Below are 24485 nucleotides of genomic sequence, written 5' to 3' on the forward strand. Positions count from 1 at the left end.
CACACATGGCAATTACCGCAAGCATGGTCGCTGAGCTGCGCGCCAAGACCGACGCCCCCATGATGGAGTGCAAGAAGGCGCTCACCGAGGCCGATGGCGACATGGCCAAGGCCGAGGAGCTGCTGCGCGTCAAGCTGGGTACCAAGGCCGGCAAGGCCGCCAGCCGCGTCACGGCCGAAGGCGTCGTGGCCGCTTCCATCAGCGCCCAAGCGGGCGCGCTGATCGAGGTCAATTGCGAGACCGACTTCGTCACCAAGAACGACAGCTTCCTGGCCCTGGCCAATGCCGCGGCCAAGCTGGTCGCCGAGCACAACCCGGCCGACATCGAGGCCCTGGGTGCGCTGTCCTACAGCCAGGACGGCTTCGGCCCCACGCTGGAAGACGTGCGCAAGGGCCTGATCGGCAAGATCGGCGAAAACATGTCTTTCCGCCGCTTCAAGCGCTACAGCGCCGCCAAGCTGGCCGCCTACCTGCACGGCACCCGCATCGGCGTGATCGTGGAGTTCGATGGTGACGAAACGGCCGCCAAGGATGTCGCCATGCACGTGGCCGCCATGAAGCCGGTGGCACTGACCAGCAACGACGTACCGGCCGAGCTGATCGAGCGCGAGCGCTCGGTGGCCACAGCCAAGGCGGCCGAATCGGGCAAGCCCGCCGACATCGCAGCCAAGATGATCGAAGGCTCGGTGCAGAAGTACCTCAAGGAGGTCTCGCTGTTCAATCAGCCCTTCGTCAAGAACGACAAGCAGACTGTGGAACAGATGCTCAAGGCCGCTAACACCACGGTGAAGTCCTTCACCCTGTTCGTGGTGGGCGAGGGCATCGAGAAGAAGGTCGACGACTTTGCTGCCGAAGTGGCGGCCCAGGTCGCGGCGGCCAAGGGCGCCTGACCGGCGCTCCACTGACCAGACAACGGGCCGCAAGGCCCGTTGTCATATGCGTTGACGATTTTCACTGGTGGAGAGACAGGGAGTTCCCGTCCCCCCCGCTACACTTGGCGGCTGCCCGCGCCGCAACCGATCCAGAAAGCCATTCATGCCCGCCTACCAACGGATCCTGCTGAAGCTGTCCGGTGAAGCCCTCATGGGCGACGACGCCTTCGGCATCAACCGCGCCACCATCGTGCGCATCGTCGACGAGATCGCCGAAGTCACCCGCCTCGGCGTGCAGGTGGCCATCGTCATCGGCGGTGGCAACATCTTCCGTGGCGTGGCCGGCGGTTCCGTGGGCATGGACCGCGCCACCGCCGACTACATGGGCATGCTCGCCACGGTGATGAACTCGCTGGCGCTGGCCGACACCATGAACAAGGCCGGCCTGGTGGCCCGCGTGATGTCCGCCATCGGCATCGAGCAGGTGGTTGAGCCCTACGTGCGCCCCAAGGCCCTGCAGTACCTCGAGGAAGGCAAGGTTGTGGTCTTCGCCGCGGGCACCGGCAACCCGTTCTTCACCACCGACACGGCCGCCGCGTTGCGCGGTGCCGAGATCGGTGCCGAGATGGTGCTCAAGGCCACCAAGGTCGATGGCGTGTACACCGCCGACCCGAACAAGGACCCGGCCGCCACGCGCTACACCACCATTTCCTTTGACGAGGCCATGGCCAGGAACCTGCAGGTGATGGATGCCACCGCGTTCGCGCTGTGCCGTGACCAGAAGCTGCCCGTCAAGGTGTTTTCCATTTTCAAGCCGGGCGCGCTGCGCAACGTGGTGATGGGGGCCGACGAAGGCACCCTCGTGCACGTTTGAACACCGGTCGTACACAGGAGATCACGACATGAGCATTGCCGACATCCGCAAGAACGCCGAGCACAAGATGCAGCAATCGATCGAGGCATTCAAGACCAGCCTGACCCGGGTGCGCACCGGCCGCGCGAACCCCGCGCTGCTCGACACGGTGCATGTGGATTACTACGGCTCCATGCTGCCGCTGTCTCAGGTGGCCAACCTTACCTTGCTCGACGCCCGCACCATCGGTGTCGCGCCCTGGGAAAAGGGCATGGGCGCCAAGATCGAGAAGGCGATCCGCGAGTCGGACCTGGGCTTGAACCCGGCCTCTCAGGGTGACCTGATCCGTGTGCCGATGCCGCCCATGACCGAAGAACGCCGCCGGGAGCTCACCAAGGTCGTGAAAGGCGAGGGCGAGGCCGCCAAGATCGCCATTCGCAACCTGCGCCGCGACGCCAACGAGGCGGTAAAGAAGCTGGTGAAGGACAAGGAAGCCTCCGAGGACGATGAGCGCCGGTCGCAGGAAGACATCCAGAAGCTGACCGACCGCATGATCACCGAGGTCGACCGGCTCGTGGCCAGCAAGGAACAGGACATCATGGCGGTCTGAGCCCAGGGCTCCGATCGCCAGAGTTGGCGCATGCAGAATCCCGCCGCCCCGAACCTGCCCCATCACGTCGCGATCGTGATGGATGGCAACGGCCGTTGGGCCCAGAAGCGCTGGCTGCCGCGCGTCGCCGGCCACAAGCAGGGGGTCGATGCGCTGCGCCGCATCGTCGAGGCCAGCGTGCAGCGCGGCATTCGCGTGCTCACGGTGTTCGCGTTCTCGTCCGAGAACTGGAGCCGCCCGGTGGACGAGGTGGCCAGCCTGATGGACCTGCTGGCCCTGGCCTTGTCGCGCGAGGTGCCGCGGCTGTCGGAAACTGGCGTGCGGCTGCATTTTCCCGGTGACCGCTCGCGCTTGTCGCCCCGCCTGGCGCAGGGCCTGACGTCGGCGGAAGAGGCCACGCAGGGCAACGAGCGCCTGGTGCTCAACGTGTGTTTCAACTACGGTGGACGATGGGACATCGCACAGGCTGCGCAGCGCCTGGTCGAACGCGGCGGGCCCATCACGGAAGAGAGCCTATCGGCCGTCATGGCACTGAGTCATGTGCCCGACCCTGACCTGATCATCCGCACCGGCGGCGAGCTGCGCATCAGCAATTTCCTGCTGTGGCAGGCAGCCTATGCCGAACTGGTGTTCAGCGATTGCCTGTGGCCAGAGTTCGACGCCGAGCAACTCGATCTCGCCCTCGCCGAGTACGCGCGCCGCGAGCGGCGCTTCGGCCAGACATCGGCGCAGCGCGCCGATGCCACGGCACTCACCGCCGACGCCGGCCCCCGAGATGCTTAAGCAGCGGATCATCACGGCGGTGCTGCTGCTCGCCGTTTTCCTGCCCACGCTGCTGTACCCCACGATCGAGCCCTTCGCGGCCTTCACGCTGGCGCTGATCGGTGCGGCGGGTTGGGAGTGGGCGCGGCTCAATGGCTGTGGCCAGACGCGCGCGGTGAGCTGCGGCCTGGCGCTGGCCGTGGCTGGCCTGATCTTCTGGCTGATAGGCGGGGTGGAGCGCTCCTGGCGCGAACTCTGGCTGGCTCTGGGTGTGGTCTGGGTGCTGCTGGCCGTGGTGCTGCTGCGCGGCGGTACGGAGGCGCTCAAGCGGTGCCCTCTGTGGATCCGTTTGTGGCTCGGCCTGTTCCTCATTGCCTGTGCCTGGCTGGCGCTGGTACAAGCCCGCCTGCTGGGGCTGGGCTTCCTCCTTTCGGTGTTGCTGCTCGTGTGGGCGGCCGACATCGCGGCGTACTTCGGCGGCAAGCGATTCGGGCGCCGCAAGCTCGCGCCCAGCATCAGCCCGGGCAAGAGCTGGGAAGGGGCCATCAGCGGCTTGATCGGCGTGGTGCTGCTGGCCTGGGTCTGGCTGATGGGTACGCAGCGCGGCTGGTTCGCGCCGCGCCATCTCTACGACTACCTGTGGTCTCTGGGGCCGCTGCTGGCGGTGCTCGGGCTCATGTTCCTGGCCGCGATGAGCGTGGTGGGTGATCTGGTCGAATCCCTGGTCAAGCGCGCCGCGGGCGTGAAAGACTCCAGCGGCCTGCTGCCCGGACACGGCGGCGTGCTCGATCGTATCGACGCGCTGTTGCCCGTGCTGCCTCTGGCCATGATGCTCGTGACCTTCTGATCCATGTCCGCTTCCCCGCAGTCCGTCGCCATCCTCGGTGCCACCGGCTCCATCGGGCAGAACACGCTCGACGTGATCGCCCGCCATCCCGAGCGCTACCGCGTCTTCGCGCTCACCGCCGCACGCCAGGACGAGGTTCTCTTCGAGCAGTGCCGCCGCTTCCAACCGCGTTTTGCCGTGCTGGTCGATGCCACCGCGGCGGCCCGCCTGCGCCAGCGCGTGCGCGAGGCCGGTCTGGCCGTCGAGGTGCTCGAGGGCGCACAGGCCCTGTGCGAGGTGAGCGAGGCGCCCGAGGTCGATGCGGTGATGGCCGCCATCGTGGGCGCCGCTGGCCTGGCGCCCAGCCTGGCGGCGGCGCGTGCCGGCAAGAAGCTGCTGTTGGCCAACAAGGAAGCCCTCGTGGTGGGGGGCGATCTGTTCATGCAGGCCGTGCACACCGGCGGCGCCACGCTGCTGCCCATCGACAGCGAACATTCGGCGGTGTTCCAGTCGCTGCCCGAAGACCCGGCCAGCTGGGAGCGGCGCGTCGACAAGATCGTCCTCACCGCCTCGGGCGGCCCGTTCCGCACCCGCGACCCGGCCACCCTGGCCGGGGTGACACCCGAGCAGGCCTGCGCCCACCCCAACTGGGTCATGGGGCGCAAGATCTCAGTCGATTCCGCGACCATGATGAACAAGGCCTTGGAGGTCATCGAGGCGCGCTACCTCTTCGGCCTGGCGCCCGAACGCATCGAGGTGGTCATCCACCCGCAAAGCGTCGTCCATTCCATGGTGCAGTACCGCGATGGCTCCGTCGTTGCGCAACTGGGCACGCCCGACATGCGCGTGCCCATCGCCTACGGGCTGGCCTGGCCCGAGCGCATTGCCTCGGGCGCCAGCCCGCTGGAATTCGCCACGCTGGGGGCGCTCACCTTCGAAGCCGCCGACGACCAGCGCTTCCCTGGCCTGCCGCTGGCCTGGTCGGCGCTGCGCGGGCCCGCCGGCACCACCGCGGTGCTCAACGCCGCCAACGAGGAGGCCGTTGCCGCCTTTCTCGACCGACGGCTGCGCTTCGACCACATCCATGCGGTCAACGATGCAACTTTGCAGCGGGTGAGTCCTTCCAAGCCACAATCGCTGGACGACCTGCTGGCGCTCGATGAAGAGGCCCGAGCGTGTGCGCGGCAGCAGGTCGCCCGCCTGCCGATCTGATCCTTAGCGCCTGCCGAGCTCAGCAAGGCGCAGTGAGTAGTCCATGCTGACCGTCCTTGCCTTCATTCTTGCCCTGGGCCTGCTGATCGCGGTCCACGAATATGGCCACTACCGTGTGGCCGTGGCCTGCGGCGTCAAGGTGCTGCGGTTCTCGGTCGGCTTCGGCAAACCCATCCTGAGCTGGCGCCGCGCCGGCAGCCCCACCGAATTCGTGGTCGGCGCGCTGCCCCTGGGCGGCTACGTTCGCATGCTCGACGAGCGAGAGGCGCCGGTCGATCCCGCCGAGCGCCACCTGGCCTTCAACACCCAGCCGCTGCGTTCGCGCGCGGCCATCGTGGCCGCCGGTCCGGTGGCCAACCTGCTGCTGGCCGCGATCATCTACGCGGCCATCAACTGGGTCGGGGTCGAGGAGCCTCAGCCGGTGCTGTCGGCGCCGGCCGCCGGTACCCTGGCCGAGCGGGCCGGCCTTCACGGCGGTGAATGGGTGCTGCGAGCCAGCGAGGCGAATGGGGATGGCGACGGCGACGGGGCGAGCGAGGTCGTGGTCTCTTTCGAAGATCTGCGCTGGCGCATCACCCAGGCGGCGCTCGATGGCCATGACCTCACCCTGTGGGTGGCCGCCGCTCCTGAGGCGCCCGCGCGTGCTGTGACGCTGCCGTTGGCGGGTCTGGACGTGCGCGAGGCCGATGCCTCGCTGTTTCGCCGTATCGGCATCACCTCGCCTCACACCGCGCCGCGCGTGGGGCGGGTGTTCGAGGGTGGGGCGGCCCAGGCGGCTGGCCTGCTCGACGGCGACCTTGTGCGCCGCATCGACGGTCGGCCGGTGCGGGATGGCCAGGAACTTCGGCGCCTGATTCGCGAAGCCGTAGGTCCGGCAGGTCAACCTCGCGCGCAACGCTGGGACATCGACCGCGGCGGCCAGACCCTGAGCCTGGCCGTGACGCCGCGCCCCCAGCAACAGGGAGGCGATTGGATCGCGCGGGTGGAGGCCTATGTGGGCGACGCCCCGGCCATGCTGACCGTGCGGCACGGCCCCATCGACGGCCTGGTGCGTGGCGTGGTGAAAACCTGGGAGGTGTCCTGGCTCACCCTGAAGATGATGGGGCGCATGCTGATCGGCGAGGCCTCGCTGAGCAACCTCAGCGGCCCCTTGACCATCGCCGACTACGCGGGCAAGTCGGCCAGTCTCGGCCTGACTTCGTACCTCACCTTCCTGGCCCTCATCAGTGTCAGCCTGGGGGTGCTCAATCTGCTGCCGCTGCCCGTCCTCGATGGGGGACACCTCATGTATTATCTTTGGGAGGCGCTCACAGGCCGCAGCGTGTCGGACGCGTGGATGGAGCGCTTGCAGCGTGGTGGTGTCGTGGTGCTCATGGCGCTCATGTCCGTTGCCCTGTTCAACGATGTCGTCCGCCTCGCCGGCTGAACATTTCCTTCGCATGAATCAACACAAAAGAGGTCTTCGCGGCCTGAGTCTGTCTGCGCTCGCGATGGCCCTGCTAGCCGCCTTGCCGGCGTGGGCGGTCGATCCCTTCACCCTGCGCGACATCCGTGTCGAGGGCCTGCAGCGCGTCGAGCCGGGCACCGTCTTCGCTTCGCTGCCATTTCGCATCGGCGAGCAGTACAACGACGACAAGGGCAGCGCCGCCATCCGTGCGCTGTTCGGCCTGGGCCTGTTCAGCGATGTGCGACTGCAGATCAACAACGACGTGTTGGTCGTCATCGTGGAGGAGCGGCCCACCGTCGCCGGCCTGAGCTTCTCGGGCATCCGCGAGTTCAGCGACGAAGTGATGCGCGGCGCACTGCGCGACGTCGGCCTGACCGAAGGCCGACCCTTCGACAAGGCCCTGGCCGACCGCGCCGAGCAGGAACTCAAGCGCCAGTACATCAACCGCAGCTACTACGCGGCCGAGGTTGTGACCACCGTCACTCCCACCGAGCGCAACCGCGTCGACCTGAACTTCAGCGTGACCGAAGGCGAAATCGCCAAGATCACCGAGATCCGCATCGTCGGCAACCAGGCGTTCTCCGAATCGACGCTGCGCAACCTGTTCGACCTGGACACCGGCAACTGGCTGAGCTGGTACACCAAAAGCGACCGCTACTCGCGCGCCAAGCTCAACGCCGATATCGAGACCCTGCGCTCCTACTACCTCAGCCGTGGCTTCATCGACTTCCGAGTCGACTCCACCCAAGTCGCCATCTCGCCCGACAAGCAGAGCATGTCGGTCACCCTGAACATCACGGAAGGCGATCGCTACGTCGTGTCCTCGGTAGCGCTGCAGGGCGACTACCTGGGCCGCGAAGACGAGTTCAAGTCGCTCGTGACGCTCAAGCCCGGCGAGGCCTACAACGTCGAGGACGTCACCAACACCACAAAGGCCTTCACCGAATACTTCGGTGCCTTCGGCTACGCCTTTGCCCAGGTCGAGGCGACGCCCGACATCGATCGCGCCAACAAGCGCGTGGCCTTCACCTTGCGCGCCGCGCCACAGCGGCGTGTGTACGTGCGCCGCATCCACGTCGAAGGCAACAACCGCACGCGCGACGAGATCATCCGCCGCGAATTCCGCCAGTTCGAGGCCGCCTGGTACGACAGCGACCGCATTCGCCTGTCCCGCGACCGCGTCGACCGCCTGGGTTTCTTCACATCGGTCGAACTCAATACCGAGCCCGTGCCGGGGTCACCCGACCAGGTCGACCTCACCGTCACCGTGACCGAGAAGCCCACGGGCAACCTCACGCTGGGCGCCGGCTACTCGCAAGAAGAAAAGCTCTCCATCATCGCGGGCATCCGCCAGGAAAACGTCTTCGGCACCGGCAACTACCTGGGCCTGGACATCAACACCAGCAAGTTCAACCGCCAACTGGTGGTCAGCACTGTCGACCCGTACTTCACCAAGGATGGCGTCTCCCGAGCCTTCGACGCCTACTACCGCACCACGCGCCCCTACGACAACCAGGACGGCGACTACCGCCTGGTCACCAAAGGCGCCAGCGTGCGCTTCGGCGTGCCGTTTACCGAACTCGACACGGTGTTCTTTGGCGCCGGCATCGAGCAGACCACCATCGAAGACGGTGATTTCCTGCCGCAGGCCTATCAGGACTACGCCCAGGAGTTCGGCCGCACCAGCAACACCATCCCGCTGACGCTGGGCTGGACCCGCGACAGCCGCGACAGCTCGCTGGTGCCCACCAAGGGGCGCCTGATGCGGATCAACGGCGAACTCAGCGCCTGGGGCGACGCGCGCTACGCCAAGACCAATCTGCAGTTCCAGCAGTACTACCCGCTGACGCGCCAGTACACGCTGGCCTTCAACGCCGAGTTGGGTTACGGCAAGGGCCTCAATGGCCGCCCGTACCCGGTGTTCAAGAACTTCTTCGGCGGCGGCCTGGGCTCCGTGCGCGGTTTCGAAGGCGGCACCCTGGGCCCGACCTCGACTGTCATCAACTCGCCCACTGGCGCCCTCATCAACATCGGTGGCAATCGCAGCATCGCGCTCAACACCGAATTCATCATGCCGTTCCCGGGCGCGGGCAACGACCGCACGCTGCGCATGTTCGGCTTTTTCGACGTCGGCAACGTCTTTGGCGAGAACGACACTCGCGAGAACGCCCGCGACCTGCGCGCTTCAGTGGGTGTTGGCGTGAGCTGGCTCTCCCCGATCGGTCCATTGCGCATTGCATTTGCCAACCCCGTTCGAAAGTTCGACGGCGATAGAATCCAGAGATTCCAGTTTCAGATCGGAACGTCCTTTTGATGAATACCCCAATTCGCCTGTTTGCACGGCATTTCACCCTGGCGGTGTCGCTTGCGCTGGCCATGGTTGGCGGGGCTGCGGCGCAGGACGCCAAGGCCGGCGCCAAGGTCGGCGCCGTCAATGTCGAGCGCATTCTGCGCGACTCCAGCACGGCCAAGGCCGTCTCGGCCAAACTCGAGCAGGATTTCTCCAAGCGTGAGCGCGACCTGCGCGCGTCGGCCGATCAACTGCGTCAGGCTGTCGAGAAGTTCGAGCGCGAATCGCCCACGCTGCCTGAAAGCCAGCGCACGCCGCGCCAGCGCCAACTGGTCGACCAGGAACGTGACCTGCAGCGCCGCCAGCGCGACTTCCAGGAAGAGCTCAACCTTCGCCGCAACGAGGCTCTCCAGCAGGTGGTCGAAAAGCTCAATCGCGTCATCCGCACGATCGCCGAGGCTGAGAAGTACGACCTGATCGTGCAGGAAGCCTATTACGTGAGCCCGCGCGTGGACATCACCGACCGTGTGATGTCCCAGCTCGACAGCAGCAAGTAAGCCGCGGCCGTGGCAGCACCGCTGGGCGCCATCGTCGATGCCCTCGGTGGCAGCCTGCTCGGTGACCGCAATTTCCTCGTGCAGCGGCTGGCGCCACTGGGCAGCGCCGGCCCTGATGAGTTGGCCTTCGTGGCCAGCGCGCGCTACGCCACCCAGATCACCGCTTCCGGTGCCGGCGCGCTCATCGTGCCGCCGGCGCTCGAAGCCGCCACGGCCGATCGGGTCGGGCGCATCGTCACCGACGACCCCTACCTCTATTTCGCCCGCCTGACGCAATGGTGGCGCGAGCGGCATGCGCCGGCGCGCGCATCGCGCGTGGATCCGCTGGCCAGCGTGCACCCCGAGGCGCAACTGGCTCCTAACGTCGATGTCGGCCCGTTCGCGGTGATCGACGCAGGCGCCCGGATCGGCGAGGGCGTGCGCATCGGCGCGCACGCGGTGGTGGGGCGCGACGCGGTGGTGGGCGAGGGCAGCGTGCTGCACCCGCGCGCCACGCTGGGCGAGCGCTGCACCCTCGGCGACCGCTGCGTCCTGCACAGCGGGGTGGTGATCGGCGCCGACGGCTTCGGCTTCGCGCCGCACCAGGGGCAATGGATCAAGATCGAGCAGCTCGGCGCAGTCCGTATCGGCCACGACGTGGAGATCGGCGCCAACACCTGCATCGACCGCGGCGCGCTCGACGACACCGTCATCGAGGACGGCGTCAAGCTCGACAACCTCATCCAGATCGGTCACAACGTGCGCGTGGGCGCGCACACGGCCATGGCCGGCTGCGTGGGCGTGGCCGGCAGCGCCGACATCGGGGCGCATTGCACCATCGGTGGTGGCGCCGTGGTGCTGGGTCATCTCAGGCTGGCCGACGGCGTCAACATCTCGGCCGCCTCCGTGGTGACACGCTCGATCCTGAAGCCGGGGCACTACACCGGCATGTTCCCCATCGACGACAATGCCGCCTGGGAAAAGAACGCTGCTTCGCTCAAGCAGCTCAACCGCCTGCGCGAGCGGCTCAAGGCCGTGGAACAAGCGATCGCGCGGGCCCAGACCAGAACGGACGACGCCTGATGGACATCCACCAGATCCTCAAACTGCTGCCCCACCGCTACCCCATCCTGCTCGTGGATCGCGTGATCTCGATCGAGAAGGGCCAGCGCATCCAGGCCCTCAAGAACGTCACCATCAACGAGCCCTTCTTCACCGGGCATTTTCCACACCGCCCCGTGATGCCCGGCGTGCTGATGCTCGAGGCCATGGCGCAAACCGCTGCGCTGCTGACCTTCGACACACTGGGCGTGGCACCCGACGACAAGACGGTCTACTACTTCGCCGGCATCGACGGCGCGCGCTTCAAGCGCCCGGTGGAGCCCGGCGACCAGTTGCTGATGGACGTGACGCTGGAGCGCGCCAAGGCCGGCATCTACAAGTTCAAGGGTGTCACCCGCGTGGGCAACGACGTGGCTTGCGAGGCCGAGCTCATGTGCACCATGCGCACCATCGCGTGACGCCGGGGGCGCGCGCATGAATCTGATTCACCCCACGGCGATCGTCGATCCCTCGGCCTCGCTCGACAGCACCGTCCAGGTCGGCCCGTACACCGTCATCGGGCCGCACGTGAAAATCGGCGCCGGCACCACCGTCGGCGCGCACTGCGTGATCGAGGGGCACACCACCATCGGCCGCGACAACCGTATTTTCCAGTTCAACTCGCTCGGCGCAATCCCGCAGGACAAGAAGTACGCGGGCGAACCCTGCGAACTGATCATCGGCGACCGCAACACCATCCGCGAGTTCTGCACCTTCAACATCGGCTCGCCCGGGGACAAGGGCGTCACCCGCGTGGGCGACGACAACTGGATCATGGCCTACGTGCACCTCGCGCACGATTGCACGGTGGGCAACAAGACCATCTTCGCCAACAACACACAGCTCGCGGGCCACGTGGAGGTGGGCGACTGGGTCATCTTTGGCGGCTTCACCGTGGTTCACCAGTTCGTGCGCATCGGCCCCCACGCCATGACGGCCATGTGCTCCCTGCTGTTCGCCGACGTGCCGCCCTTCGTGATGACCCAGGGTCAGCCGGCCGGCGCGCGCTCGATGAACTTCGAGGGCCTGCGCCGCCGCGGTTACTCGGCCGAACGCATCGCCGCCGTGAAGGCCATGCACAAGGCCTTGTACCGCGACGACCTCACGCTCGACCAGGCCACCGCACGCATTGACGTGCTGCGCAACGAGCGGCCCGAGGCCGCCGAGGACGTGGACCTGATGCTGGGTTTCCTGCGCGGCACCTCGCCGCAGCGCGGCATCGTTCGCTGAGCACGGGAGTCCAGGTGAGTTCGTCGCCACGTTTCGCGCTGGTGGCCGGCGAGGCCTCGGGCGATCTGCTCGCAGGCCTGCTGCTGGGCGGCCTGCGCCAGCGCTGGCCCGAACTCTCCAGCGTGGGGATCGGCGGCCCGCAGATGGCGGCGCAGGGCTTAGAAGCCTGGTGGCCCAGCGACAAGCTGGCCGTGCGCGGGTACGTGGAGGTGCTGCGCCACTACCGCGAGATCGTGGGCATCCGCACCCAGCTGCGCCAGCGCCTCCTGCATGGCGAGCGGCCCGACGTCTTCATCGGCGTGGACGCACCCGATTTCAATCTCGAGCTCGAAGCGAACCTGAAGGCCGCGGGCGTGCGCACGGCGCATTTCGTCTGCCCTTCCGTCTGGGCCTGGCGGCCCGAGCGGGTGAAGAAGATCCAGGCGAGCGCCGACCATGTGCTGTGCATCTTTCCCTTCGAGCCCGCCTTGCTGGCCGAGCATGGCGTCGCCGCCACTTACGTCGGGCATCCCGTGGCCAATGTGGTGCCCTTGGAGCCGGATCGCCTGGCGGCACGCCGCCAACTCGACCTGCCCGAGGACGCGCCGGTCGTGGCCATCCTGCCAGGCAGCCGAGGCTCCGAGGTCGACTACCTCGCGCGGCGCTTCTTCGATGCCGTGAGCCTGATGCACCAGGCCCGCCCGAATCTGTGCTTCGTGCTGCCCGCGGTGCCTTCGCAGCGCGAGCGCATCGAGCGCGTGGCGCGCGAGGCCGGCGTGGCCGGGTACGTGCGCATCGTGCCCGGCCAGTCGCACGCCGTGCTCGCCGCCTGCGACGTGACTCTCATTGCCAGCGGCACCGCCACCTTGGAGGCCGCGCTGTTCAAGCGGCCCATGGTCATCGCCTACAACATGAACTGGATCTCCTGGCAGATCATGCGGCGCCAGCGCCTGCAGCCCTGGGTGGGGCTGCCCAACATCCTGTGCGGTGACTTCGTCGTGCCCGAACTGCTGCAGGATGAGGCCTCGCCGCCGCGCCTGGCGCAGGCCGTGCTCGACTGGCTCGATGACCCCGGGCGCGTGCAGGCGCTGCAAGCCCGCTTTGTCCAACTGCACCACGAGCTGCGCCGCGACACCGCGGCCCTGGCCACCGATGCGATCGAAACGCTTCTTGCTCGCTGAACAGGCCACGCTGGTCTGGGACACGCCGGGCCTGCACGCCGGCGTGGACGAGGCCGGCCGCGGCCCGCTGGCCGGCCCGGTGGTGGCGGCGGCTGTCATCCTCGACGAATTGCAGCCCATCAAGGGCCTGGCCGATTCCAAGCAGCTCACCGCCCTGCAACGCGCACGGCTGTATGACGAGATCCGCGCCAAGGCCCTGTGCTGCAGCGTGGCCGAAGCCTCGGTGGAAGAGATCGATACGCTCAACATTCTTCAGGCCACCATGCTCGCCATGCGCCGCGCGGTGCTGGGCCTGCGCCTGAAGCCCGTGAAGGTGCTGGTGGACGGCAACCGCTTGCCGCCGCTGGACGTGCTGGCTGAGGCCATCGTGCAAGGCGACGCCAAGGTGCAGGCGATTTCGGCTGCATCCATTCTGGCCAAGGTCACGCGCGACCGCCTGCTCGACGAGCTGCACCTGCAGCACCCGCAGTACGGCTTCAACCAGCACAAGGGCTACGGCACCGCGCAGCACCTCGACGCCCTGCGCCAGCACGGTCCGCTGCCCGTGCACCGGCGTTCCTTCGCACCGGTGGCGCAGGCTTTCGCGGAGCGAGTGAGCCCCGCACGGCCGCCCGAAGGAGCTCGCACCGCAGCTCCTTGCGCGAAGGCGGCGCAATGACGGTTGAGCCCCAAGACATCCTGTCGCGCGACAACCCGCTCGTGAAAGAGCTGCGCGCCCTGGCCCAGGACAACACGGCCTACCGCCGGCGCGGCCGTGTCTGGCTCGACGGCGATCACCTCTGCCGCGCCTTGCTCGCGCGCGGGCAGCGACCCGCCATCGCGGTGTTCAGCGCCTCGGGCTGGCTGCGCGCCGACGCCGAACTGCTCCGCAGTGCGCCGCGTGTGGTGCGCCTGCCCGACGCCATCATGGCCAGCGTGAGTGGCTTGGAATCACCACCCGCCATGGGTTTCGTGATCGATCTGCCCGACGCGCCCGACCTGCAGCCCGACGCCCCCACCGTGGTGCTCGACCGTCTGCAAGACGCGGGCAACGTCGGCTCCATCCTGCGCAGCGCCGCGGCCTTCGGTTTCACGCAGGTGGCCGCGCTCAAGGGCACGGCGGCGCTGTGGTCGCCCAAGGTACTGCGCGCTGGCATGGGCGCGCACTTCGGCTTGCGCCTCGTCGAGGGCCTCGCGTTCGAAGACCTGGCCACCCTACGGGTGCCCTTGCTGGTCACCAGCTCGCACCAGGGCGAGTGGCTGCACCGCGCCGCCTTGCCCTGGCCCTGCGCCTGGGTGATGGGCCACGAAGGGCAGGGCGTCAGCGAGACTCTGATGCAGCGCGCACAGGCCTTCGTGCGCATCGCGCAACCCGGTGGTGAAGAGTCGCTCAACGTGGGCGCCGCGGCGGCCATCTGCCTGCATGCGAGCGCGGCCGCAAGGCTATAATTCCACGGTTTATCTGCAATCGGCGCCTTGCCTCGCGCGCCGCGGCTCCACACCCCAGGAAGTCCGTCCATCCAGTGCCCTTGCCGGCCGGGTGGACGCGAAGCCTGCGCGGCACCTGCCGCCCGCGCGCGACGGCCAGCCCACCCCTTTTCTGGAGATTCCCGTGCTGCCCGTCCACCCGAAAGCCCTTCTCGCGCTCGCTGATGGAACGGTCTTTGAAGGCATCTCCATCGGCGCCACCGGCCAGACCTCGGGCGAGGTGGTGTTCAACACCGCGATCACCGGCTACCAGGAGATCCTCACCGATCCCAGCTACTGCCGCCAGATCGTCACGCTGACCTACCCCCATATCGGCAACACCGGCGTCAATGCCGAAGACGTGGAGGCCACGCGCATCCACGCCGCCGGCCTGATCATCAAGAACCTGCCGCTGCTGGCCTCCAACTTCCGCAGCGAAGCCACCCTCAGCGACTACCTGCGCCGCGAGAACACCGTGGCCATCGCCGACCTGGACACGCGCGCGCTCACGCGCCGCTTGCGTACCCATGGCGCGCAGAACGGCTGCATCCTCGCGCTCGAACCCGGCCAGGCCATCACCGACGCCCACCGCAAGGTCGCCATCGACGCCGCCAAGGCCGCGCCCAACATGGCGGGGCAGGACCTGGCCAAGGTCGTGTCGGTGGACAAGCCCTATGCGTGGTCGCAGACCGAATGGACGCTGGGCGAGGGTTACGGAGAAATCGGCGAAGCGGTCTTCCATGTCGTCGCCTACGACTTCGGCGTCAAGCACAACATCCTGCGCATGCTGGCCTCGCGCGGTTGCCGCGTCACCGTGGTGCCAGCGCAGACGCCCGCGGCCGAGGTCTTCAAGCTGCAACCTGATGGTGTGTTCCTCTCCAACGGCCCCGGTGACCCGGAGCCCTGCGACTACGCCATCGCCGCCGCGCGCGAGATCATCGATGCTGGCCTGCCCACCTTCGGCATCTGCCTGGGGCATCAGATCATGGCCCTGGCCAGTGGCGCCAAGACCTTCAAGATGAAGTTCGGCCACCACGGCGCCAACCACCCGGTGAAAGACCTGGACGACGGCCGCGTGTCCATCACCAGCCAGAACCACGGCTTCGCGGTGGACGAGAAGACCCTGCCCGCCAACCTGCGCCCCACGCACGTGAGCCTGTTCGACGGCACGCTGCAGGGACTGGCCCGCACCGACCAACCGGCCTTCTGCTTCCAGGGCCACCCTGAAGCCTCGCCCGGCCCGCACGACATCGGCTACCTGTTCGACCGCTTCGTCTCCCTCATGAAGGAACGCGCGGCCGTTGCCGCCTGACAGGGCCTGAATGAAGCTCTTCAGCTTTCCCGCCGCCGCCATCGAGAAGGCCATCGCCAAGCGCCAGCTCACGCTGCCGTCGCCGCACAAGGAGTGGTTCGCGCAGCGTTGGTCGCAGAAGCCCTACCGCAAGGCCTTCCTCGACCTCAAGGCCACGCCGCTGGTCACGCTGCTGGCCAAGTGCAAGACCTGGGACGACGAGACCTTCAACGCCGAAATGGCCGCGTGGGACGTGCGCTTCCACGACGCCGAAGCCGAGGTGCTGCGTCCCCTCATCCAGGGCGATGGCCTGCTGCAACTGATGCAGAAGGCCGTGCCCGCCGAGCGCGCGCAGGCCCTGCTCGACAAATTGAATCAACGCGCGGACTGATCCGCGCCGACACAAGATGCCCAAGAGAACAGACATCCAGACCGTGCTGATCATCGGCGCCGGTCCCATCATCATCGGCCAGGCCTGCGAGTTCGACTACTCCGGCGTGCAGGCCTGCAAGGCCCTGCGTGAAGAGGGTTACCGCGTGGTGCTGATCAACAGCAACCCCGCCACCATCATGACGGACCCGGCCACGGCCGACGTCACCTACATCGAGCCCATCACCTGGCAGACGGTCGAGAAGATCATCGCCAAGGAGCGCCCGCAGACGGCCGGCGGCTTCGCCATCCTGCCCACCATGGGTGGCCAGACCGTGCTCAACTGCGCGCTCGACCTCTGGCGCCACGGCGTGCTGGCCAAATACGGCGTCGAGCTCATCGGTGCGACGCCCGAGGCCATCGACAAGGCCGAGGACCGCCTGAAGTTCAAGGATGCGATGACCCGCATCGGCCTGGGCTCGGCGCGCTCGGGCATCGCACACACGCTGGACGAAGCCTGGGCCGTCCAGAAGACGGTGGGCTTCCCGGTCGTGATCCGCCCGAGCTTCACGTTGGGTGGCACCGGTGGCGGCATCGCCTACAACCCGGAAGAGTTCGAGATCATCTGCAAGCGCGGCATCGAAGCCTCGCCCACCAACGAGCTGCTGATCGAAGAGTCGCTGCTCGGCTGGAAAGAGTACGAGATGGAGGTCGTGCGCGACAAGGCCGACAACTGCATCATCGTCTGCTCGATCGAGAACCTGGACCCGATGGGCGTGCACACGGGCGACTCCATCACCGTGGCGCCCGCGCAGACGCTGACCGACAAGGAATACCAGATCCTGCGCAACGCCAGCCTCGCCGTGCTGCGCGAGATCGGCGTTGACACCGGCGGCTCCAACGTGCAGTTCTCGATCAACCCGAAGGACGGTCGGATGGTCGTGATCGAGATGAACCCGCGCGTGTCGCGCTCGTCCGCGCTGGCCTCCAAGGCCACGGGCTTCCCGATCGCCAAGGTCGCGGCCAAGCTGGCCGTGGGCTACACGCTCGACGAGCTGCGCAACGAGATCACCGGTGGCGCCACGCCCGCCAGTTTCGAGCCCTCGATCGACTACGTCGTCACCAAGATCCCGCGCTTCGCCTTCGAGAAGTTCAAGGACGCCGACGACCGCCTGACCACGCAGATGAAGAGCGTGGGCGAGGTCATGGCCATGGGCCGCACCTTCCAGGAAAGCTTCCAGAAGGCCCTGCGCGGCCTGGAGGTCGGTGTCGATGGCATGAACGAGAAGACGCAGGACCGCGAGACGCTGGAGAAGGAACTCGGCGAGCCCGGCCCCGAGCGCATTTGGTACGTGGGCGATGCCTTCGCCGCAGGCTGGACGCTCGACGAAGTGCACCAGTTCACCAAGATCGACAAGTGGTTCCTCGTGCAGATCGAGGAGATCGTCAAGCTCGAACTGGCCATGGATGCGCTGACCGCCGAGAAAGGCGAGGGCGCGCTGGCCTCGCTCGACGTGGTCACGCTGCGCGAGCTCAAGAAGAAGGGCTTCTCCGACCGCCGCCTGGCCAAGCTGCTCAAGACCAGCGACGCCGCCGTGCGCGCGCGCCGCCGCGAACTCGGCGTGCGCCCGGTGTACAAGCGCGTGGACACCTGCGCGGCCGAGTTCGCCACCACCACCGCCTACCTGTACTCCACCTACGAAGGCCACGGCGATGCCGAGTGCGAGGCCGAGCCCACCACGAACAAGAAGATCATGGTGCTCGGTGGCGGTCCCAACCGCATTGGCCAGGGCATCGAGTTCGACTACTGCTGCGTGCACGCCGCGCTCGCGATGCGCGAGGACGGCTACGAGACCATCATGGTCAACTGCAACCCCGAGACGGTGTCCACCGACTACGACACCAGCGACCGCCTCTACTTCGAGCCGCTCACGCTGGAGGACGTGCTCGAGATCGTGGACAAGGAAAAACCCGCCGGCGTGATCGTGCAGTACGGCGGACAGACGCCGCTGAAGCTGGCGCTTGGCCTGGAGGCCGCAGGCGTGCCCATCATCGGCACCACGCCTGACATGATCGACGCCGCCGAGGACCGCGAGCGCTTCCAGAAGCTGCTGCACGACCTGGGCCTGCGCCAGCCGCCCAACGCCACCGCCCGCACCGAGCCCGAGGCCCTGGAGAAGGCCGCCGCGCTGGGTTATCCGCTGGTGGTGCGCCCGAGCTACGTGCTGGGCGGCCGCGCCATGGAGATCGTGCACGAGCAGCGCGACCTGGAGCGCTACATGCGCGAGGCCGTGAAGGTCAGCAACGACTCGCCGGTGCTGCTCGACCGCTTCCTCAATGACGCCATCGAGTGCGACGTGGACGCCGTGCGCGACGCCACGGGCCGCGTGTTCATCGGCGGCGTGATGGAGCACATCGAGCAGGCTGGCGTGCACAGTGGCGACTCCGCCTGTTCGCTGCCGCCGTACTACCTGAGCAAGGCCACGGTGGACGAGCTCAAGCGCCAGACCGCGGCCATGGCCCAGGGCCTGAACGTGGTGGGCCTGATGAACGTGCAGTTCGCCATTCAAGAAGTGGAAGAGGGCGGCGCGAAGAAGGACGTGATCTACGTGCTCGAAGTGAACCCGCGCGCCTCGCGCACGGTGCCCTTCGTCTCCAAGGCCACGGGCATTCAGCTCGCCAAGGTGGCCGCACGCTGCATGGCGGGCCAGTCGCTGGACCAGCAGGGCATTGGCGACGAGGTGGTGCCGCCGTACTTCAGCGTGAAGGAAGCGGTGTTCCCCTTCGTCAAGTTCCCGGGCGTGGACACCATCCTCGGCCCCGAGATGAAGTCCACCGGCGAGGTGATGGGCGTGGGCAAGACCTTCGGCGAAGCCTTCGTGAAAAGCCAGATCGGCGCGGGCACCAAGCTACCCACGGCGGGCCGGGTCTTCCTCACAGTGAAGAACAGCGACAAGCCGCGCGCCGTCGAGGTGGCGCGCCAACTCGTCGATCTGGGCTTCGAGCTGATCGCCACGCGCGGCACGGCCGCCGCCATCGAGGCTGCGGGCTTGGCGGTGCAGACCGTCAACAAGGTCACCGAAGGCCGCCCACACATCGTGGACATGATCAAGAACGGCGACATCGCGCTGGTGATCAACACGGTGGAGGAACGCCGCAATGCCATCGCCGACTCGCGCGCGATCCGCACATCGGCGCTGCTGGCGCGTGTGACGACCTTCACCACCATCGCCGGCGCCGAGGCGGCCGTCGAGGGCATGAAGTTCCTGAGCAGCCTGGACGTGATTTCCGTGCAGGACATGCACGCGCAACTGGCCTGATTTCAGGCGGCCAGCGGGAGGCAGATGTCGGTCAGGAGATCTGCGGGTGCCGTATCCCTGGGGTTGTTGAGGTACTCCTCGAACACGGGCGCGTCGGCCGCTTCGCGGCCCGATTGCACCAGCCAGTGACCGTAGAGCCACTGGTAGGCCGAGCGCATGGTCGCGTAAGGCCCGCGGTGGCGCAGCACGGCGCATTCCACGCCGCCCATTTCCCAACGCACCAGCGGTGGCGGCACCGTGGCCTCCGCGGGCACGGACAGGCCGGCGCGTGAGGCGAGCTGCGCCTCGGGCACGGCGAAGGGGTCGTCGAAGTACTCACCCAGCCAGCGGCTGTCCGCGCGCACCAGCCCGGCGGACCACAGGTGCGCCACGGCCGATTCGAAGGCCTTGCCGATCAGCATGTAGGAGCCGCGGTGGTCGAAGCCCGCGACCGTCATCGGGGGCAGCGTGCGCACCTCCACCGCGTGGCCGACCGCCTCGTGCGTGGCGCCGCCGGCCTGGAAGTCCACGTGCGAGCCGCGCTCGCGGTACTCGCTCGGCGCCATGCCGTACGCCTGGCGGAAGGCGCGCGTGAAGGACTGCGCGTTGGGGTAGCCGCAGCGGCGCGCGATCTCCAGTACGGGCAGCGCGGTGTTGGCGAGGTAACCCGTGCCCCGGTGCAGCCTCAGGCGCCGCAGCGTCTGCGCGATGGTCTCGCCACTGAGCGCGTGGTACACGCGGTGCCAGTGGTAGGGCGACAGGTGCGCCACCTCGGCCAGCGTCTCCAGGCGGATGTCCTCCGCCAAGTGGTCGTGAAGGTAAGCCGTCACGCGGCTCATGCGCTCGTGGTAATCGCACCAGCCATTAGGTCGCTTCATGGTTCGGCAACGCCCACGCTGATCTCGATGGCGCCGCCCGCGCCGTAACGCTCGTAGTCGGCGATGAAGGTTTTTCGCAGGTCCTGGCGCTGCCAGATGCCTTGCCAGGCGGCGCCCACCTGATCGACGCGTCCAGGCGCCACGGTGAACACCGCGCGCTGCGAGACCGGCACGACGGCGCGCACCATGCCGGGGGGCGGATCGGCCTGCGGCGCCACGGCGGCACCGACGATCAGCGAGTACAGACCGGTGTTGTCGCGGCCCGCGAACTCGAAGTTCGTGTAGACCGCGAAGACCTCGTCGGACAGGCGCCCCTCGATGCGCGCCAGTGCGTTCTCCTGGCTGAAGCGCTGCCAGTGGGCGGGGATGGTCTCGAAGGCCATGAGGTTGGAGGTGCGCAGTTCGATGCCGACGATGTGCAGCGCTGGCGACAAAGGCTGGAGGGTCATGTTGGGCTCCGGAGTGAACAGGGTCTCCAGTCTGGGTCGCCGCACCGGACGATTCTTGCTCACCTCGGTGGGACACGCCGCTGCGGGTTTGCGCCAAGGCCAGGCCTGCGCCAAGGGCCTACAGTGCGGGCCATGCCAGCCGCCGCACCCGTTTCCCCCAGCGCCAGCGCCCGGCACTGGAGCACCGAGGCCGTGCCGCCCGAGCGGAGGCTCGACTATTGGGTCGGCGCCATCTGTGAAGCCTTCCTGGAGATGGACTGCAGCTCGCGCGAGGCGCGGCACTTCGACGGCCGGCTGGTGAGCGTGGCCTCGGGCGCCTTGTCTTTCAACCAGGTCGAGGCCAGCACACAAGACGTCTACCGCACGCGCGCGGCCATTGCGCGCGGCGCGCAGCAACCCTTCTACCTGATCACGCACCGCCGCATGCCGTGGCACGTGGTGCAGGGCGGCCAGCGCGTGGGCCTGCGTCCCGGCGATGCGGTGCTGGTCGATTCGGCGCGCACCTACGAGCTGCACTACCCCAGTGCGGTGGAGGTCGTGTCCATCCAGTTGCCACGTGCCTGGGTGGGGCAGTGGCTTCGCCAGCTTGACCATCCCGTGGCGCGCGTTGCGTGGCGGGACCAGGGCTGGGGCCAGGCGCTGTCGGCCTGGAGCCTGCAGTTCGCGCACGAGCCCGAGCTGGCCTCGCTGGTGCCCGAGCACCTGCTGGCCGATCAGCTCGGCGCGATGCTGTCGGCTGCGCTGGAGCCCGCGGTGGCGCCCACGCGCGCGGGCCGCGATCTGGCCGCGCGCGCGCGGGTGCTGATGCGCGATCGGCTGGACACGGCCGGCTTGCAAGCGAGCGATGTGGCGCAGGCCCTGGGCGTGTCGCTGCGCACCCTGCACCGCGCCTTCGCGGCGGATGGCGCCACGTTCTCCGACTCCCTGCGCGGCCTGCGCTTGCAGCGCGCCGCCGAGCTGCTGGCCCAGCCCAGGTTGGAGGGCGTGAGCGTGGCGGAGATCGGCCGGCGCTGCGGCTACGCCGACGCCTCGCACTTCGTGCGCGAGTTCCAGCGCTGGCACGCGCTGACCCCGGCGCGCTGGCGCCGCGACCGGCTCTCCCACTGAGGTTCGCGCACCGCGTGGCGCGCGCAGGCCATCGGCGTGGCACGCACAGGCCATTGCACCAGGCGCACCACGCCTACGCTGCGCGCAGCGCTCGACGGATCGGGCGCCTTTCCTCAGGAGACATTCATGGCCGATACCTACGTCCTCGTTCACGGTGCCTGGCACACCGGCGAACTCTTCGAACCCGTGGCCCAGGCGCTGCGCGCGCGCGGGCACGTGGTGCACACGCCCACGCTCGCGGGCAACCGCCCCGGCGACGACCGCGCCACCTTCGGCCTCACCGAGGCCGCCGATTCGCTCGCGTCCTATCTGGAGCAGCACGACCTGACGGACGTGCGCCTGGTCGGCCACAGCTACGGCGGCATGGTCATCAGCCAGGTGGCGGCGCGCCTGTCGCAGCGCCTTGCGCGGCTGGTGTATTGGGTGGCGTTCGTGCCGCTGGATGGCGAATGCCTGAACGACATGGTGCCGCCGCACTACAAGGGCCTGTTCGACGACATCGCCGCCGCCAACCACAATGCCGTGATGCTGCCGTTCCCCATCTGGCGCGAGGCCTTCATCAACGACGCCGACGCCACACTGGCACGGAGCACCTACGAACAGCTCAACCCGCAGCCCTACCGCTGCTTCACCGAACCGGTGCGCCTGGGCACACAGATTGCCGAATTGCCCATGGGCAAAAGCTACCTGCTGTGCACCGAGGACACTGCCATGCCGCACAGCCTGCCCTGGCACCCGCGGCTGTCGGAGCGGCTGGGTCTGTATCGACTGGTGTCCACGCCCGGCAGTCACGAACTGTGTTTCACGAACCCGGCCTTGCTGGCCGAGAAGATCGAGCAGGCAGGGCGCGACTGAGCCCTCCCGGCGCCCTGGCATCCGGTTGACCGGCAGGCCCACCGGGGCATAATGTCTTTTCGACACCGCCGAGCGGCAACGCCCGGCGGTTTGCTTTTGTGGAGAGAAAGACATGGCCACCATCCCCATCACCAAGCGCGGCGCCGAAAAGCTCAAGGAAGAGTTGCACCGCCTCAAGACCGTGGATCGCCCGGCGGTGATCAACGCGATCGCCGAAGCGCGCGCGCAAGGCGACTTGAGCGAGAACGCCGAATACGACGCCGCCAAGGACCGCCAGGGCTTCATCGAAGGCCGCATCGCCGAGATCGAGAGCAAGCTCTCGACGGCGCAGATCATCGACCCCAGCGCCCTGAACGCGGGCGGCAAGGTGGTGTTCGGTGCCACCGTTGAACTCGAGGACGAGGACAGCGGCTCGGCTGTCACCTACCAGATCGTCGGCGAGGACGAGGCCGACCTGAAGCACGGGCTCATCAACATCGGCAGCCCGATCGCCCGCGCGCTGATCGGCAAGGAAGAGGGCGACACCGCCGAGGTGCAGGCCCCCGGCGGCACGCGCCGCTACGAAATCGTGGCCGTGCGCTACGCCTGATCGCACCCGCAATGCGCCTGCAACGCCCCGCGCTGATGCTCGCCGCCCTCTGGTGGGGCGGTATCACCGCGTTGAGCTTCCTGGCCGTGCCCACGCTCTTCGCCTCGCTGGGCAGCCCGGCCGTGGCGGGGCCGGTGGCAGCGAAGCTGTTCTCGCTGCAATGCTGGGCCGGCGTGGTGATCGGTGCGGCGCTGCTGATCATCGTTCAGCGCGACGGCCCGGGCGGCGACAACGCCACGCTGCTGGCCCTGGTGTGTCTGGGACTGATGCTGGCCCTGGTGCAGGAGTTCGGCGTGGCGCAGAAGATCGTCACCGCACGCGCCAGCGGCGGCAACCTGAAGCTGTGGCACGGTGTGGGCACCGCGTTCGTGCTGGGCCAGTGGCTCAGCAGTGGCGCGCTGCTGTGGCGCTTGAGCCGGCCCCGCCCGGCGATCGATCAGCCAGCCTGACCGGAGGCCTGGCGCTCGGCCGAGTCGAGCGTGTTCACCATCAACATGGTGATGGTCATCGGCCCCACGCCACCGGGCACGGGCGTGATCCAGCCGGCCACTTCTTTCACGCCGTCGAAGTCCACGTCGCCGCAGAGCTTGCCGGCGTCGTTGCGGTTCATGCCCACGTCGATCACCACCGCGCCGGGCTTGACCATGTCGGCCGTGAGCACGTTGCGCTTGCCCACGGCAGCCACCACGACGTCGGCCTGGCGCGTGATGGCACCCAGGTCCCTGGTGCCGCTGTGGCACACGGTGACGGTGGCGTTGGCCTGCAGCAGCATCAGCGCCATGGGCTTGCCCACGATGTTGCTGCGCCCGATCACCACCGCGTGCTTGCCGCGCAAGTCGTAGCCGATGTGCTCCAGCATCTTCATGCAGCCGTGCGGCGTGCAGGGCCAGAAGCCGGGCAGGCCGGTCATCAAGGCGCCGGCGCTGGCCACGTGAAAGCCATCCACGTCCTTGGTGGGGGAGATCGCCTCGATCACCTTCTGCGCGTCGATGTGTGCGGGCAGCGGCAGTTGCACCAGGATGCCGTGGATCGTCGGGTCGTTGTTCATGGCTTCCACGCGCGCCAGCAGCTCGGCCTCGCCCATCGTGGCGGGCCAGGTCTCCAGCACCGAGTGCATGCCGGTGTCCTCGCAGGCCTTGACCTTGTTGCGCACGTAGACCTGCGAGGCCGGGTTGTCGCCGACCAGGATGACGGCCAGGCCCGGTGTCACGCCGCGGGCCTTCAATGTCTGCACGCGGGTCGCCACGTCGGCGCGAAGTTGGCGGGAGAGGGCGTTGCCGTCGATGAGCTGGGCGGTCATGGT

General features: G+C 67.8%; 25 protein-coding genes. 22 read left to right on the top strand and 3 right to left on the bottom strand.

Translation table 11 applies throughout. From position 1 onward, the window contains the following. Window positions 1-5: 5 nt before the first annotated feature. The 18 genes from tsf to carB all read left to right on the top strand — a co-directional run bounded on the left by tsf (window position 6) and on the right by carB (window position 19325). The gene (gene tsf / locus BN948_RS04415) at window positions 6-890 is read left to right on the top strand and encodes a translation elongation factor Ts (protein ID WP_009517551.1); all 885 of its coding nucleotides are present in this window, start codon (window positions 6-8) and stop codon (window positions 888-890) included. A 145-nt stretch (window positions 891-1035) separates the two neighbouring features. Beyond that, window positions 1036-1746, top strand: a complete 711-nt coding sequence (gene pyrH / locus BN948_RS04420; RefSeq protein WP_009517552.1) for a UMP kinase — start codon at window positions 1036-1038, stop codon at window positions 1744-1746. Between the two features lie 28 nt (window positions 1747-1774). Next, window positions 1775-2335 carry a ribosome recycling factor gene (gene frr / locus BN948_RS04425; RefSeq protein ID WP_009517553.1) on the top strand — a complete coding sequence of 187 codons (561 nt, stop codon included), beginning with the start codon at window positions 1775-1777 and terminating at the stop codon, window positions 2333-2335. A 30-nt stretch (window positions 2336-2365) separates the two neighbouring features. Beyond that, window positions 2366-3118, top strand: coding sequence for a polyprenyl diphosphate synthase (gene uppS, locus BN948_RS04430; RefSeq protein ID WP_009517554.1), 753 nt, complete (start codon window positions 2366-2368; stop codon window positions 3116-3118). Then, window positions 3111-3944, top strand: a complete 834-nt coding sequence (locus tag BN948_RS04435; RefSeq protein ID WP_009517555.1) for a phosphatidate cytidylyltransferase — start codon at window positions 3111-3113, stop codon at window positions 3942-3944. Before uppS ends, BN948_RS04435 begins: the two co-directional genes overlap by 8 nt. A 3-nt stretch (window positions 3945-3947) precedes the next feature. Further along, complete coding sequence (ispC, locus tag BN948_RS04440) at window positions 3948-5135, top strand: 1-deoxy-D-xylulose-5-phosphate reductoisomerase (protein WP_009517556.1); 1188 nt, start codon at window positions 3948-3950, stop codon at window positions 5133-5135. 43 nt (window positions 5136-5178) lie between these two features. Beyond that, entirely contained in the window at window positions 5179-6561 is a 1383-nt protein-coding gene (rseP, locus tag BN948_RS04445; protein ID WP_009517558.1) for an RIP metalloprotease RseP, read from the top strand. Between the two features lie 13 nt (window positions 6562-6574). Next, window positions 6575-8896, top strand: coding sequence for an outer membrane protein assembly factor BamA (gene bamA / locus BN948_RS04450; protein WP_035620598.1), 2322 nt, complete (start codon window positions 6575-6577; stop codon window positions 8894-8896). After that, window positions 8896-9429: an OmpH/Skp family outer membrane protein gene (locus BN948_RS04455; RefSeq protein WP_009517560.1), complete on the top strand. Its 534-nt coding sequence runs from the start codon at window positions 8896-8898 to the stop codon at window positions 9427-9429. The genes bamA and BN948_RS04455 overlap by 1 nt, the downstream gene beginning before the upstream one ends. A 9-nt stretch (window positions 9430-9438) precedes the next feature. Further along, window positions 9439-10491 carry a UDP-3-O-(3-hydroxymyristoyl)glucosamine N-acyltransferase gene (gene lpxD, locus BN948_RS04460; RefSeq protein WP_009517561.1) on the top strand — a complete coding sequence of 351 codons (1053 nt, stop codon included), beginning with the start codon at window positions 9439-9441 and terminating at the stop codon, window positions 10489-10491. Further along, entirely contained in the window at window positions 10488-10928 is a 441-nt protein-coding gene (gene fabZ / locus BN948_RS04465) for a 3-hydroxyacyl-ACP dehydratase FabZ (protein WP_035620661.1), read from the top strand. Before lpxD ends, fabZ begins: the two co-directional genes overlap by 4 nt. A 16-nt stretch (window positions 10929-10944) precedes the next feature. Then, window positions 10945-11739 (top strand): acyl-ACP--UDP-N-acetylglucosamine O-acyltransferase, encoded by a 795-nt coding sequence (gene lpxA / locus BN948_RS04470; RefSeq protein ID WP_009517563.1) that lies wholly within the window; start codon window positions 10945-10947, stop codon window positions 11737-11739. 14 nt (window positions 11740-11753) lie between these two features. Then, window positions 11754-12899 carry a lipid-A-disaccharide synthase gene (lpxB, locus tag BN948_RS04475; RefSeq protein ID WP_009517564.1) on the top strand — a complete coding sequence of 382 codons (1146 nt, stop codon included), beginning with the start codon at window positions 11754-11756 and terminating at the stop codon, window positions 12897-12899. Then, window positions 12871-13557 (top strand): ribonuclease HII, encoded by a 687-nt coding sequence (gene rnhB / locus BN948_RS04480; RefSeq protein WP_009517565.1) that lies wholly within the window; start codon window positions 12871-12873, stop codon window positions 13555-13557. Before lpxB ends, rnhB begins: the two co-directional genes overlap by 29 nt. Continuing rightward, complete coding sequence (locus tag BN948_RS04485; protein ID WP_009517566.1) at window positions 13554-14327, top strand: TrmH family RNA methyltransferase; 774 nt, start codon at window positions 13554-13556, stop codon at window positions 14325-14327. The genes rnhB and BN948_RS04485 overlap by 4 nt, the downstream gene beginning before the upstream one ends. Window positions 14328-14490: 163 nt before the next feature. Next, complete coding sequence (carA, locus tag BN948_RS04490) at window positions 14491-15657, top strand: glutamine-hydrolyzing carbamoyl-phosphate synthase small subunit (protein ID WP_035620665.1); 1167 nt, start codon at window positions 14491-14493, stop codon at window positions 15655-15657. A gap of 10 nt (window positions 15658-15667) precedes the next feature. After that, window positions 15668-16027 carry a hypothetical protein gene (locus BN948_RS04495; RefSeq protein WP_009517568.1) on the top strand — a complete coding sequence of 120 codons (360 nt, stop codon included), beginning with the start codon at window positions 15668-15670 and terminating at the stop codon, window positions 16025-16027. Between the two features lie 16 nt (window positions 16028-16043). Beyond that, a complete protein-coding gene (gene carB, locus BN948_RS04500) occupies window positions 16044-19325 on the top strand; it encodes a carbamoyl-phosphate synthase large subunit (protein ID WP_035620600.1) in 3282 nt (1093 codons plus the stop codon). Window positions 19326-19327: 2 nt separating this feature from the next. Here carB and BN948_RS04505 read toward each other — a convergent pair whose 3' ends face one another. Together BN948_RS04505 and BN948_RS04510 are read right to left on the bottom strand one after the other, a co-directional pair. Next, window positions 19328-20182: an AraC family transcriptional regulator gene (locus BN948_RS04505; RefSeq protein WP_009517570.1), complete on the bottom strand. Its 855-nt coding sequence runs from the start codon at window positions 20180-20182 to the stop codon at window positions 19328-19330. Beyond that, window positions 20179-20631, bottom strand: coding sequence for a GyrI-like domain-containing protein (locus BN948_RS04510; protein ID WP_009517571.1), 453 nt, complete (start codon window positions 20629-20631; stop codon window positions 20179-20181). Before BN948_RS04510 ends, BN948_RS04505 begins: the two co-directional genes overlap by 4 nt. Window positions 20632-20763: 132 nt before the next feature. On the opposite strand from BN948_RS04510, the gene BN948_RS04515 reads away from it, so the two are divergent. The 4 genes from BN948_RS04515 (at window position 20764) to BN948_RS04530 (ending at window position 23631) form a co-directional block, all read left to right on the top strand. Further along, window positions 20764-21738 (top strand): helix-turn-helix domain-containing protein, encoded by a 975-nt coding sequence (locus BN948_RS04515; RefSeq protein WP_009517572.1) that lies wholly within the window; start codon window positions 20764-20766, stop codon window positions 21736-21738. A gap of 126 nt (window positions 21739-21864) precedes the next feature. Further along, complete coding sequence (locus tag BN948_RS04520) at window positions 21865-22593, top strand: alpha/beta hydrolase (protein ID WP_009517573.1); 729 nt, start codon at window positions 21865-21867, stop codon at window positions 22591-22593. Between the two features lie 112 nt (window positions 22594-22705). Next, entirely contained in the window at window positions 22706-23182 is a 477-nt protein-coding gene (gene greA, locus BN948_RS04525) for a transcription elongation factor GreA (protein ID WP_009517574.1), read from the top strand. 11 nt (window positions 23183-23193) lie between these two features. Further along, on the top strand, window positions 23194-23631 hold the full coding sequence (locus BN948_RS04530) for a DUF4149 domain-containing protein (RefSeq protein ID WP_009517575.1): 438 nt from the start codon (window positions 23194-23196) through the stop codon (window positions 23629-23631). Here the strand turns inward: BN948_RS04530 and folD are convergent. Continuing rightward, a complete protein-coding gene (gene folD, locus BN948_RS04535) occupies window positions 23619-24482 on the bottom strand; it encodes a bifunctional methylenetetrahydrofolate dehydrogenase/methenyltetrahydrofolate cyclohydrolase FolD (protein WP_009517576.1) in 864 nt (287 codons plus the stop codon). The genes BN948_RS04530 and folD overlap by 13 nt on opposite strands. Window positions 24483-24485: the final 3 nt, after the last annotated feature.

This window comes from Hydrogenophaga intermedia, assembly GCF_000723405.1.
Taxonomy (GTDB): Bacteria; Pseudomonadota; Gammaproteobacteria; order Burkholderiales; family Burkholderiaceae_C; genus Hydrogenophaga; species Hydrogenophaga intermedia.